Raw genomic sequence first — 13,183 nt, 5'->3', positions numbered from 1 at the left:
GGTCCCCATCGTCTAGAGGCCTAGGACACTGCCCTTTCACGGCGGTAACAGGGGTTCGAATCCCCTTGGGGACGCCACCTTTGGTGAGCCTAGTTCGAAAGCCAATGGCTCAAGGCTATCTTTGTTTGCGTAAGAACTGTATTAAGCTGCTCATACAGTTTTTCCTGATGTCGAAAATGCCCTGCTTTTAAATAGCGCTCTAAATATTGGCAAGCGTACTGTAATTTTATAGTTCCACAATATAAAGCACCGCTTTTGAGTTTATGAGCAACTTTCTCCACATCTTTCCAATTATTTTCTTCGTGAGCTTTTCGAATTTGTGATTCTTCTTGAGGTAAATCAACCTGAATCATTAGTTGCAATAATTCTTTGACTGTTTCTTGCGAACCTAAATTGGTTAGCGCCGTGCGAATATCAAAAAGAGGAAAATTATCTAATTGAAATAATTCTTCTTCTTTCGAGGGCAAATCAGCGCCTAAAGGCTCAGATTTAATAATATTTTGTTTTTCTTCCGGTTTTAAGAACATTATTAATGTTTCTTGCAACATTTTGAATGATAAGGGTTTAGTAAGAACCTTGTTTATTCCAGACTGAATACAGGTTTCTTCTATTTTTTCAGCCGCATGAGCTGTTAAACCAATGATCGGAATCATAACCTGATTATTAGCTTTTTCCATAGCACGAATCGATTCTGCTAACTCTTGCCCAGAGATACCAGGCAAACCAATATCAGTTAATATTAAATCAAAGGGTTTTTTCTGTATAAGTGCTAACGCTTTTTCACCATCGTTAACTGATACACATCGGCAATCTGCTTGTTTTAGCATTGATTCGGCAATACGAAGGGCAATAGGATTGTCTTCAACTAGTAAAATAGAAGGAGGCGTTGCGAAGGTCTTAATTTGCCTTCCAACATTCTCTTCATCTTTAATGAAAGATGTATTCACAAGCGCATACTCTACTCCACGTTTAACTTGCAAAGTAAACATGACTTTGGTGCCCACGTGAGGCTCACTTTCAAGTTTAATCTCACTGTTTAAAACGGTGAGGTAATTCTGGACAATATGTAAACCAACACCATGACCATCATATTTACCCTTATAAGAGGGATTGATGCGATAAAATCGGTCGAAGACTTTTTGTTGTAACTCAAAAGGAATACCAATTCCTGTATCAGCGATCGCAAATTCAATGAGTTGATGGTTGTCATCTTCTCGAAGTTTTCGGACTATTATGGTGATAGAACCTTTATCAGTGAATTTAATGGCATTCCCCACCAAATTTAGAAGGATACGTACGAGCTTGGTTCGATCGGTAATAATTGTATGTGTAATGGTTTCATCAAAATCAATATTTAATTCAAGTTGCTTAAGTTTTACTGTGGGTAATTCCAGATTAATTAAATTCTTTAGGGTTTGATAGAGATCAAACTCCTCTTCGACCAAATGATTTTCGATGCTGTGGCTTGTAGAGATAATGTCTAAAACGCTGTTGAGTAAACTTAATAATTGTTGACCGCTTTCATTAATCCATTGAGCATATTGTTTTTCTTCAGCATGCTCTACACGTTCTTCCAATAACCTGGAAATTCCAATAATACCGCTTACAGGAGTGCGAATATCATGACTCATGTTAGCAATGAACTCGGTTTTAGCCCTATTGGAAAGTTCAGCCTGCTCTTTGGCTTTCGCTAAAGAGCGTTCCATTTTTATTCTATCCGTGATATCAATGTAAATGCCCAAAACCCCATAAGCTTCACCATTCTCATCGAGAAGCGGGACCTTACTCGTGCTTAAAATTCGCTCTGTCCCATCCATTAGAATCTGGCATTCTTCAATATTTAATTTAGGTTGTTTGGATTCGATAATTTTTCGATCATCTGCACGATAAGTTACACTGTTTTTTTCCGAAACAGGTAAATCAAAATCTGATTTACCAATGATTTCTTCTTTGGATTGTAGACCTAATGACTTAACAAAAGCCATGTTGCAGCCTAAATAAAACAGATCCTTATCTTTCCAAAAAATTTGAGCGGGAAGATAATCAATAATGGTGTTAGTTAATAATCCCTCTGTAACAATAAGCTTTTCATTCTTTTTTTGCTTCACCATATTTGTCTCGGATTAAAAGCCTTTATTGACAAGTGCCTACTATTTTTGGGCTTGAGCAGCGAGATGGTATTGAGGGAACATAGTGAAAGAAAGAATGAGGTGAGTAAGCATGTTTCTTTCCCGCATCCATATCCATTTCAGCTTTTGTTGAAAAAATACCATTCTTCGCTGCATCTTGTGCTTTTTTTATGTCAGCAAATGTTTGCAAATTACAGGTATTAGGTTCACCCTTATCTGGTTTTGTTTGAATTTCTACTCTAGCCTGGTCAAGAATACCATTTTTCATAAAATGAATGCCATTTTCAAGTAAACAATCTTTACTCTCTAATAACGCATTAATTTCTCGCTCAGCGCTAAAGACATTATTCAGTTTTCCAGGTATAACATGAAGAACTCTACCTGTACCAAAGGTAACGGCACTTCTAAATTCATTCTTGGTTTTAATTTTTGCAAGTACTGCTTTTTTATAACCTTGGTACTCGAAGCGTTCTGCAAACTCAGGCCAAAAACGCGCCATTTCGCTTGCTGCACGAGATCTAATGTTCTTTTCAACAAAGTCATCTGTTAGTTTGTTGAGTACTGCATGAGCTTCTGATGCAGTTTTGCAAGAGGCCATGATGGTATACGCGCCATGCGTTAGGATATAGTCACCTTGAAAAGTTGCTTTTTCCACGCAAGGCATTATACAAGGATACCATCCGTCCATAACGATAAAAGAAAATGGTTTTTTTGTAGGTTTACGATCTTTATATTTTAAACCTAAACATGGTTGGTAGACGATTTCCATCTCAACCGGAAAATTATTTTGAGCCTCAGTAGGTATAAAAGATTGATATCCTGAAGCGTTAATTGTGTAATCGAAACGGTGTTCAAAGCCATGCTCATCGGTAATAACAGTGCCATTGGCATCTGATTGCAAGTCTTGAACTAACGTTTCACAGCGAATATTAACACCTGCTTCCTCAAGCATTCTGCGAAAACGTACTCTTAACTCCTCTCCGATGATTACACTTGGTTCATCCAAGCTCATTGCTGTCTGTAATCCTTTATAACCCAAGCTCTCTGCGTCTACTTTTTTGCAATCAGGTGATTCATGACAAACTTGTTCAAATTGTTCTCTAGTGACTTTTGAAGGATTGCCTAAGGCATCAACTTCACCCAGAGCATAAATAGAGTATTCATGATGGACAACAAAATCTGGATAGGTATTACAGAACTCATCAAAAGCTTGGTGGCAACTTTCTCGGGTAGCAGGTGAGCGCGGATAATGAGGCCCCTTATGTAATCTAATACCAAAATTACCAGAAACCTCATTTAAAATGTCTTTGTTTTTTTCAAAAATAGTTACTTTATGACCGGCTTTTTTTAGAGCTAATGCTAGATGGCAGCCGTACCAACCTCCACCTATAATTGCAATATTCATACGGTTAGATTTCGTGTGAGTCAATATTAATCCTCCAATGTGTAAATATATTATACAGCAATTGGATCGATTTGTATGCAGTTGAGGATGAAGAAAGATTAAATTTTTTTCTACCTGGAGAGAAAAGGATTAAAAATGCGGGCTTGAACGAAGTATTCATGGATGATGGGACAGCATTGGAAAATATTGATAAGAAAATCAAAGTCTTTCAAAAATGGTTCGTGTATTAAAGCCAAATAAGCGCTCATGCATACGGTAGGCATATTCGTCGGTCATGTTGGCAATATAGTCACACACTATCCTAAAGGCAGCTATTTCATTTTCAGCCCGATGAAATCGATCACGATTTTTAGTATCTAACAGGCTCCCGGGATTAGAGCTAATTGCTTCAAAAAGTCGGAGTACCACTGTTTGACCGCCGTATTCAAAAGTGCGTGCCTCTTGTGAATCAATGACATGTTGATAAATACGACTTTTGAAATAATCAAGCAAGGCTGCTGCTTCAGGAAGAAGAATAATATTGTGTTTTAATAGATTGTTTTCAAAAGATTCATCGGTAATCGTAGTTTGGGTGGCTGTAATAAAGTAATTAACCATCTCACCGATAGTTTGTTTGCGTTCCCAAAGCTCTTGACTAAATAAAGAGTTAATAAGGCGGTCTTGGTTTCTTGCAAGCGGTGTTGCTGAAAGAAGGTTGCGAAAAAGTTCATTATCCAATTGGTCTCGATTAATTAAATGTAAATGAATAGCATCTTCTAAATCGTGGACGCCATAAGCAATATCATCTGCAACATCCATAATAGAGCAATCAAAACTGTGGTAAGCTGGTTTACCATGCTGTTTGGCATGAGGCAAAGTAATCAAAGACTGAAAAAGAGTTTTATCTTCCTCACTAAAAGGTGATAGAAGCCAATCCACTTCAGGTTGTTCGCTGGCAAAATAGGCTTTGGGAGGAAGCCAATCATTGACGCGAATCGTTTTATTAAGTGACTCAACTGTTTTAGGTAGCGCCTGAGCAACGACTTGATTGCGGTTAACAGGATATTTGAGTATCCCTAACAACGAGCGCCTTGTTAAGTCCATGCCGTAGGCGCCATAACTATCCTCTACTTTTGTTAATAAACGTAATGTTTGTCCATTTCCCTCAAAACCACCATGATCACGCATCATATAATTTAAAGCTACTTCACCACCATGACCGAAAGGCGGGTGGCCTATATCATGGAGCAGGCAAATAACAGAAATTAAGTCATCATTAGGTAGCAAACCTGACAATACATTTTGCTGTTGGTTAGTTGCTAGATTTCGAACGATACTACGTCCAATGGAAGCCACTTCAAGAGAATGCGTTAGGCGGGTTCGATGAAAATCGCCTTCATCGGTTCCTAAAATTTGTGTCTTGCGTTGGAGCCTTCGAAAAGCAGGGCAATGAATGACCCTTGTTCTATCTCTTTCATAAGGATCACGGTGGTCTTGGTTGCCTCGTTGATGATTTTGCCCTGAGCGTCTATGTGTCCACATTACAATTAAAAGATGCAAATCCAATACTTTATGCGATTGTTTGCGTTGAAACAACAGAAACGCTAAAGTTTTTTAAGACTTTGAAGATAACATAGTCAGAGAGTAAATCAATCTGGCGTGGATGAGAGCCATCCCGTAAAAGAATAAGAGCTTGTTTTGACAAGCTTAACAAGGGAGAAACATCATGAATAAGCTAGGGTTTTTGACAGTTTTCTTTTGTGTGAGCTGTCTCTTAGGGTGTACTACTTATCAAAAAACCGATTACATAACTTATTCGAATGATCAACCCTATCTCTATACAACTGCTTATTATCAAAGCTATGACGGAGGTGTTGATTATCGTTATCAGCAAGGTGAAGTTAAGGTGCCAGATTCTTATCATGTAGGCCTTGCTCATTCACCAACCTCCCATAAAGATGTGGATAGAGATTGGGTTAATGGACAAAACCCTCAAGGATATACTATTGAGGTTGCTGAAGGAGAAAAAGCATCGCAAGTGGCTGGAAAGCTTTATCGGGTTCCTAAAAACAACCGCACAGCTCAAATAAAGGCTTATCGTGGCAATGGCTCTTCTTACTACAAAGGAGTTTATGGTACCTATAATAGCTATGAAGAGGCGCAAAAAGCACTAAATAGTCTTCCACCCGATCTTAAACAAGGGGCGGATATTAAAAATTGGAGCAAAATCCAGGAAAATGCAGGAGATTAATAGGTCTATGACTATGACAATACGTGGATCCTGCGGGTTCACGAATGAACTGAATGATTACTCTAAAACATCAAAATTTTATTTTGTAGCGATTATGATGGTGAGTTTCACCACCCCAGGAGTCTCCGTACGTTCAGCACTAAATTGTTTAAGGACAATGGCATAGTCATTGGTTAATGCCCAAAGCCAGGTTAAAAATGGGATAAAGGGTATTTGTTCAAAAGATAATTGAATATCTCCGGGACCAGTTTGTTGTAATTGGTAAACAAATTTCCGTAATGAACCATTATTCAGCTGGCTTCCTATTAAGGTAAGAAGTTTGGCATTCGTGATAGGCTGCGGTATTTTCTTATTTTGAGGTTGATGCTGAATTTGCTGCATCCAAGCGAGAGTTTCTCTTTTTTCTTGCAGTTGTAAGGTCTTAGAACTGACTGCCGTTGTTAAAGGGGAGTAAATAAAAAGATAAAATAAATAAAAAACAATACACGCGATGGCGATGCCGACCATCCAACGCTCTCTTTGATTAAGATTATTCCAATAGCTGATCACAAGCTTAGCTCCAAGGTGCCCACTACCTTTTCATTCTCAGTTGAGGCTTGGGTTTGTCTAACTTTGATTGTTTTTTGCAAATGAGTTTGTAAATCTTCCAGTTCTTCAAAGTTTTTAGTGGTTAAAGTGACTAATAGGGTCTGATTTTGAAAGCGAATTTGTTCAAAATTCATCGTGGTATTTTTAGAAGCTTTCGCTAAAGCGTTTAATAAAACCCAAAAACTGGTATCGGTGCTGCTTTGATTTGCTTTAAGTAATTGTGAGATGCGGAATTTGGGGCTAATGACCTGTTGTGCCTTTGGAAAAAATTGATGATAAATAGTTGCTATTTGAGTATCAACAACTGCGGTATCCTTGTTAAGGTAATAAAGTCTAATAGCATTGCTACCGAGCAGAGAGAGAAACCAGATTAAACTCATGACTACTGCGGCTTGAGACCAACGTCGGGTTACATTTTTGCTCCCTTCATGCTCTAATTCGCCTTGGCAAAGGTTAATTATTTTGGCCCTTTGCAAACGGCGGGCGAGCCAGATAAAGGAAACCTCTTTGTTGTCTATAGGTTTGCTGTTTTTAATAATAAGCAAGGATGAGGAGCTATCAGTAAAAACATGAAAAAAATGCTCTGCTTCTATTGTCCTTAATTGGTTTAAATAAAAGTCAGCTAAATCCGTACTCAAAGCACCTTGAAAATGATCATCATTGATTAATAGGGAAGAATCAAGAACAGCAACCTCATATTTATTAAGAGCAAACCAATCTAATGTCATGATATCAAAATTAATTTCATGCTCATCCAGTTTTGCTACTAATTCGGCAAGATAAGCTTTATCTCCAACGACTACCAAATAATGCCCGTCCTGATAGTGGTTACGATCAAAAGCAAAGTGAAGTGAGCTTACATTCTGTGCCAGCTTGTCTTCTAAAGCAAAAGGAAGTGCTGCACGTGCTTTTTTTTCAGCAAGCCAAGGTAGGTTAATACGATGAAGGCTAAAAAGCTGAGTTGGTAAAACAAGAATTGTTTGGCAGTTCTTTTGTAGGGATTTAATTTCACTAAAACTACGTTCTAAAAGTGGGGCTACTACTTGTCCCTGCTCGTCTAAGCTTAAACTTAAGCAGCCATTTTCAGTGAGGTGATGAATAAATAGAAAGCATGTAGCCACATGGCGTCCTTGATTAAATCACTTTCTGGTTTTATTGCTCCGAACCACTTAAGACGTTTGTGCTTTTCGGAGCAATTGTTCGGGTTATAGGCTTAAGCTTACACGTAAGCGAATTTTTTGCCAAGATTGGCTGTCGCCCATTGCATTTTTAGTTGTTGGGATAACAAATAAACGACCATCGCATATTGAGGGCTCGTATTGTAGCGAGTAATGACATAGAAATTAGGATAGGCTAGCCAATACTCAGCGCCTTTGGGGGTGTTAAATTCAATTAAGCCAACTTTTGCTGGGCTATGCAGTGAGGCTGTTAAAGGTTTAATCCCAGCGGCTTGTAATTGCTGCCAATGATAGGCTGCACTTTTATAGTTAGTATTAATTTTTTTATAGTGATTGCCTTCGATTTTTGCCGGCTGAGCGATACCTTGATTCATTTTCCAGCCATGTTTATGAAAATAATTAGCCACACTGGCAATGACGGCTTCATTATCATTCATCAAATCTTTTTTGGGATTGCCGGTAAAATCAACAGCATAGTATCGATAACTACTAGGCATAAATTGGGGTTTCCCCATGGCACCTGCATAGGAACCCATATACTGCATGGGTGAAACCTTATGTTCGCGACAAAGTAGTAAGTATTCACCAAGTTCTTTAGTAAAAAATTTAGAACGCTTTGGATAGTTAAAAGCTAAAGTGGATAAAGCATCAAGGACGCGATAGTTACCCTGGTTTTTACCATAAATAGTTTCAACTCCTAAGATGGCTACAATAATATTTGCAGGAACTTTGTATTTTTTTTCAGCTTTCTCAAGGGCTTCACGATTAGCCATCCAAAATGCGATGCCACCTTGCACTCTTTCAGGAGTCAAAAATAATTGTTTGTAGACATCCCAGGATTTTTTTTCGTAGGGTTTATTCATTGATTCAATAATCTGGGGTTGTAGTTTGACATCAGCCATGACTTGAGTCAGCTCTTTTTTGTTAAAACCATGTTTTTGAACCATGGTATTAATGAACTGTTGAACATCTTTACGTTGAATAAAGGCTGAATCGGCTTGGGTGACCCCATAAATGAAGCATGTAATTAAGGTGAAGAAGAGCGTGAGAGAGCGTCGCATTGGTCATCCTTTCTTTTCGAAAAAAGTTGAGTGTAGTATAACAAAAAATCAACAGCAAATGATTATTGCAATTTTAATCAGGGAAAAACTCATCATTTGATTTGTATCCAAAGGCATCCTTATTTTTCTATGTCTCTTAAAAAATAATAAGTTTTTATAATTGCTCAGGAGTGAGCATATCGGTATTTTATTGTTGCCTGTTATGTTTTATAAGGAAACGATTGCATGAAATTACTACAACGGAAGTTACTGCGAAATTTAGGAATAGGTTTATCGTTATTTGGCATTTCTCATAGTTATGCGGCAACAATGGAAACAATCTGGGGAAACATGGATGATCAAGGTTTATTAAATGATTTCTCCCTTATTCAAAAAAAAACAGTGCCAAGCAGTTTAAACCTGCCTAAAATGACCACCACCAGCAACACAATAAATACACTGCAATTTACTAGGGGGAATGTTGATCATTCACACGTCAGCCATGTTCGTTATGATCAATACTACCATGGAGTGCTCGTCTGGGGGGCTCAGGTAATTTATCATGTTTCACCCAGCCGTGTTGAAACCATGGTTACAGGACAGCTGGTTAAAGGTATTTCCCAAGATGTTACTGATTTGGATGGTAAGATTTCAGGCGAAGAAGCCAAAAAAATTGCACTAACTCACTCACCTACAACCAATGAAGCTCACATTAAAAAAATCATTTATTTACAGAAGAAGTCTCATAAGGCGGTTTTGGCTTATTTAGTTTCATACGCCACTAAAAACAAGAATGGCCCTGCGTTACCTCATTTTATTATTGATGCGAATACTGGTGAGATATTACGGTTTTGGAATGCTTTACAGACGACAGCGATAGGGCAGGGTATAGGAGGAGTTGGCTTCAATAATTTATCTTATCGACCAGGAAGATATCAATTTGGAACTGTACAAGCAAAATTAAATACCATAGGCAAAATGGATATTACTTTTAAGGGAGGCGTTTGTTATACGGCTACTTCCATCGTTCAAGTGATTAATTTAAGAAATCAATCCATTTATGATATTCCTTTTGGTTTGCCGGTTTCCAGTTCGGAGGTGACCACTTATAAATTAGCTCCATTTAAATATGCTTGCAGTGCTCCTACTTACCGTAACTTGACTGATGGAGGTTATGCCCCAGCGAATGGTGGATGGTCGCCTATCAACGATGTTACTTATTTTGTGACAGAAGCTTATAATATGTACGTATTAAAGTATCATGTAAAAATGCCTGTTGGTAAAACCTTACCACTGCGTATCTATACGCACATTAATGATTTCGCTAATGCTTTTGCCTGTTCTCCAATATGTATGCGTGAGTCGGGGATTAGGGGGCCATCTCAATTAGTTTTTGGTAATGGCGGTTCGGAGGATGCTCCTTTCACCGATATAGGAACTTCAGGCCATGAGTTTGCACATTTAATAACGGATAACTTTTCTGCACTTGTTTATGACAAACAATCTGGAGGAATTAATGAATCTTTTTCAGACATGGCGGAATTCGCTCTCAAAAATTATCTTAGAGCCAAATATCCCTGGATTTGGAATGGCAAAGACTGGACGATAGGTTTAGAAACCAGCAAGGTAAAAAGAGCACTCCGCTACATGAATAATCCCCCACTAGATGGTTATTCGATTGATAACGCTAGAAATTATTCATCGCGATTGGATGTGCACTATTCAAGTGGTGTTTTTAATAAAGCATTTTATTTATTGAGTACAACCCCAGGGTGGTCGGTAGATAAAGCTTTCCAAGTGATGTTAGATGCCAATATGAATTATTGGACACCGACTACGAATTTCAATAGCGCGGCTTGTGGAGTGATCCAAGCAGCCTATCAATACAAGTATAAAACTCAAGATGTCGTAAGAGCGTTCCAATTAGTCGGTGTAGCTTGTGCTAAGGAAGTGCCTTTCATCTTTTAATTGTGGTCTGTAATCCCATCTTACAGTTTCACTAGTTGGTGAGTTTTAAGATGGGTCTGTTCTCTTTCCAATGGAGCTCTAAAATATTAATTGGCTATTATGGTATAAAATTAATCATATTGACATATGTTAATATATAATTAAACATCTTTAAGATTGAAGAGAAGATCATGGCTAACGTACCTTCAGAGGGCGACAAATCAGTATTAGATAAAAACAACCACTATGGTTATGCTCAGCTACAGAATCAAAGAGAGTATCAAGAAGATAGGGCTGCAAGCCAAGTATTACCTGAGATGGAGTTGACTCCCAAAGAAATTGGCCAGCGCCTGTGGACAACCTATAAAACATTGGATGAGAATGTTCCCCAGAATGGGAGTGGCACCACTGCATCCACTACCATTTATGATGGAAAAGGAAATTTAATTACTGCCACTGTAGGTGATGCTTCTTCATTTGCCGTTCTTTATGATCATGAAGGTAATGCTCTAGGAGTTGTCCGATTAAATTCAAATACCCATAATGTAAGTGATAAAGATGAGCAATCGCGGATCGAATCTGAGGGGGGAGCTTTAGGCAGAAACAATATGTTTGGCGAGTTGAGGCCGAATTCCCCTAATGGGAAATCAGATGGTCCACTTGTTTCACGTCGTATCGGTGATCATCGTTACAAAGGAATCTCTTCTGATTCCGATATCGATATTACCAATATTTCCAAAATTGCCCAAGACCTTAAAATTGATCCTCAAAAGATCGGCAAAATACAAATAATGGCGGTCTCTGATGGTTTTACGGATGGTCCAGGCAAATGGCGCAATCAGAAACAAGATCATGAAGAGTATCTGCTCAGTATTTTAAAAAACATTCCAAATCCAGGCATGCTAAATGAAGAACAATTAGCCATAGAGTTGTCGGAGTCTGCGCGGTTCAATGCTAGCAATGAAGATAACATTACAGTAGCAATTCAAACAATTACAAATAAAACCACACCTTGCTTGTTAGGAGTTTATGATGGCCATGGCGGTAAACAAACTGCAGAATATGTTGCTAAAAATATTGGAAAGACATTTGAGCAACAATGCAAATGCAGTAAAGAAGAGTACGAAAGGCAGGATTTAGCTGCTGGAAAAAGCGCTGCCTATAAGCGTGATAATGGCGAAAAAAAACCTGATATAGAGCCATCTTCTGCTTTGTTTAAGTTGTCAGTACCTGAAGTTAAAAAATCCTCTGCCCAAACAAAAGAACTTGAAAAGAGTGTTAAAAAGCTTATCAAACTCACCGAAAATTGTAGGGATCAGCTTTATAATATTCCACCGAATGAAAGAACAATGAACCACAAAGAAGTGCAAAGAATGATGGAGAGACTACTTATTCTCCTAAATAGCAAAGAAATTAATGCTGAAACGAAAATTACTCAATTTTATACATTTTTGAATACAGAAAGGTACTTTCCAACATATGGTGACACTAAGCAAAAGAACCAACCTTTCACCAATTTAGAGTGGTTTAAAAATCAAACTGATCATGATGAGAAAATTAAACCTGGAAAAAGCTGGCTTAAAGGAATAGGGCTTGTTGCATTAACTTTAATGGGACTTTTCCCTGGACTTATAACGATGGGCATTGCTTATAAAGTATATGGTATAAAACCTGCTGAACTCATTAGTAAAACAGATCATGTGAAGCAATTTAAAAAGGATTTAGGGAAAATACGAGAAGAAATACCAGGGGATAAAAAAGATTCAGACTTTACTATCAGCTAAATGATAGCAACCGTTAGAAAAAATTATTGCGAATAAAATGATTCTATTCTCTATCGGATGATCCACTAAAATAGAAGTAGTGCTATGGAGTACTTTCTGGATGCTAAGAATTCAGCTAGAATAGCCTAATTTATTACTAGGTTTTTCAGTTGAGCGACTTAACGCGAATTCGTAATTTTTCTATTATTGCCCACATTGATCATGGTAAATCTACCCTAGCGGATCGATTTATCCAGCTTTGTGGTGGTTTGTCTGATCGAGAAATGGCCGATCAAGTGCTTGATTCTATGGATATTGAGCGTGAACGAGGTATTACCATTAAAGCTCAAAGTGTTTCTTTGAATTACAAAGCACGTGATGGTAAAACCTATTTACTCAATTTTATTGATACACCAGGCCATGTTGATTTTAGTTATGAGGTGTCCCGCTCTCTTGCTGCCTGTGAGGGTGCTATTTTAGTGGTAGATGCTGCTCAAGGCGTGGAGGCTCAAACAGTAGCTGTATGTTACACAGCTATTGATCAATCTTTGGAAATTTTACCCGTTCTCAATAAAATTGATTTACCACAAGCCGAGCCAGAGCGTGTCATTGCTGAAATTGAAGATATTATCGGTCTTGAGGCTCATGATGCTATTCGTGTCAGTGCTAAAAGTGGCTTAGGAGTTGAAGATGTTCTTGAGGCCCTTGTTGCACGTATTCCACCTCCAAAAGGAGATATTGAGTTACCGTTGCAAGCTTTGATTATCGATTCATGGTTTGATAGTTATCTTGGTGTTGTGTCGTTGGTTCGTATCGCGAATGGTTCGCTTAAAAAAGGCGATAAAATGCGAGTGATGTCGACGGGCAAAACGTATGAAGTTGATCAAGTGGGTATTTTTACCC

General features: G+C 38.1%; 10 protein-coding genes and 1 tRNA gene. 5 read left to right on the top strand and 6 right to left on the bottom strand.

Annotated features, from left to right (window positions below; genetic code table 11):
- Position 1 precedes the first annotated feature (1 nt).
- A tRNA-Glu gene (locus Lbru_RS10605) sits at positions 2 to 77 on the top strand.
- 12 nt (positions 78 to 89) lie between these two features.
- Here the strand turns inward: Lbru_RS10605 and Lbru_RS10600 are convergent.
- The 3 genes from Lbru_RS10600 to Lbru_RS10590 all read right to left on the bottom strand — a co-directional run bounded on the left by Lbru_RS10600 (position 90) and on the right by Lbru_RS10590 (position 5,055).
- Positions 90 to 2,111 carry a PAS domain-containing hybrid sensor histidine kinase/response regulator gene (locus Lbru_RS10600; RefSeq protein WP_058442102.1) on the bottom strand — a complete coding sequence of 674 codons (2,022 nt, stop codon included), beginning with the start codon at positions 2,109 to 2,111 and terminating at the stop codon, positions 90 to 92.
- A 22-nt stretch (positions 2,112 to 2,133) separates the two neighbouring features.
- Positions 2,134 to 3,558 carry an FAD-dependent oxidoreductase gene (locus Lbru_RS10595; protein WP_131793480.1) on the bottom strand — a complete coding sequence of 475 codons (1,425 nt, stop codon included), beginning with the start codon at positions 3,556 to 3,558 and terminating at the stop codon, positions 2,134 to 2,136.
- 174 nt (positions 3,559 to 3,732) lie between these two features.
- Positions 3,733 to 5,055, bottom strand: a complete 1,323-nt coding sequence (locus Lbru_RS10590; RefSeq protein ID WP_058442228.1) for an anti-phage deoxyguanosine triphosphatase — start codon at positions 5,053 to 5,055, stop codon at positions 3,733 to 3,735.
- A gap of 184 nt (positions 5,056 to 5,239) precedes the next feature.
- Between Lbru_RS10590 and Lbru_RS10585 the strand changes: the two genes are divergently transcribed.
- Positions 5,240 to 5,764, top strand: coding sequence for a hypothetical protein (locus Lbru_RS10585; RefSeq protein ID WP_058442100.1), 525 nt, complete (start codon positions 5,240 to 5,242; stop codon positions 5,762 to 5,764).
- A 78-nt stretch (positions 5,765 to 5,842) separates the two neighbouring features.
- Here the strand turns inward: Lbru_RS10585 and gspM are convergent, their stop codons facing one another.
- The 3 genes from gspM to mltB form a co-directional block, all read right to left on the bottom strand.
- Complete coding sequence (gene gspM / locus Lbru_RS10580; RefSeq protein ID WP_058442099.1) at positions 5,843 to 6,313, bottom strand: type II secretion system protein GspM; 471 nt, start codon at positions 6,311 to 6,313, stop codon at positions 5,843 to 5,845.
- Positions 6,310 to 7,473, bottom strand: coding sequence for a type II secretion system protein GspL (gene gspL / locus Lbru_RS10575; RefSeq protein ID WP_058442098.1), 1,164 nt, complete (start codon positions 7,471 to 7,473; stop codon positions 6,310 to 6,312). The genes gspM and gspL overlap by 4 nt, the downstream gene beginning before the upstream one ends.
- Before the next feature lie 98 nt (positions 7,474 to 7,571).
- Entirely contained in the window at positions 7,572 to 8,591 is a 1,020-nt protein-coding gene (mltB, locus tag Lbru_RS10570; RefSeq protein ID WP_058442097.1) for a lytic murein transglycosylase B, read from the bottom strand.
- Positions 8,592 to 8,816: 225 nt separating this feature from the next.
- Here mltB and Lbru_RS10565 point away from each other — a divergent pair, with 225 nt between their 5' ends.
- The 3 genes from Lbru_RS10565 to Lbru_RS17820 all read left to right on the top strand — a co-directional run.
- On the top strand, positions 8,817 to 10,538 hold the full coding sequence (locus Lbru_RS10565; protein ID WP_058442096.1) for a M4 family metallopeptidase: 1,722 nt from the start codon (positions 8,817 to 8,819) through the stop codon (positions 10,536 to 10,538).
- 170 nt (positions 10,539 to 10,708) lie between these two features.
- Complete coding sequence (locus Lbru_RS10560; protein ID WP_058442095.1) at positions 10,709 to 12,301, top strand: PP2C family serine/threonine-protein phosphatase; 1,593 nt, start codon at positions 10,709 to 10,711, stop codon at positions 12,299 to 12,301.
- A 149-nt stretch (positions 12,302 to 12,450) separates the two neighbouring features.
- On the top strand, positions 12,451 to 13,183 hold a 733-nt coding region (locus Lbru_RS17820), incomplete at its 3' end, for a GTP-binding protein (protein WP_238583869.1).

This window comes from Legionella brunensis (assembly GCF_001467025.1).
GTDB lineage: Bacteria > Pseudomonadota > Gammaproteobacteria > Legionellales > Legionellaceae > Tatlockia > Tatlockia brunensis.
This window is presented reverse-complemented; position numbering and strand designations above follow the sequence as displayed.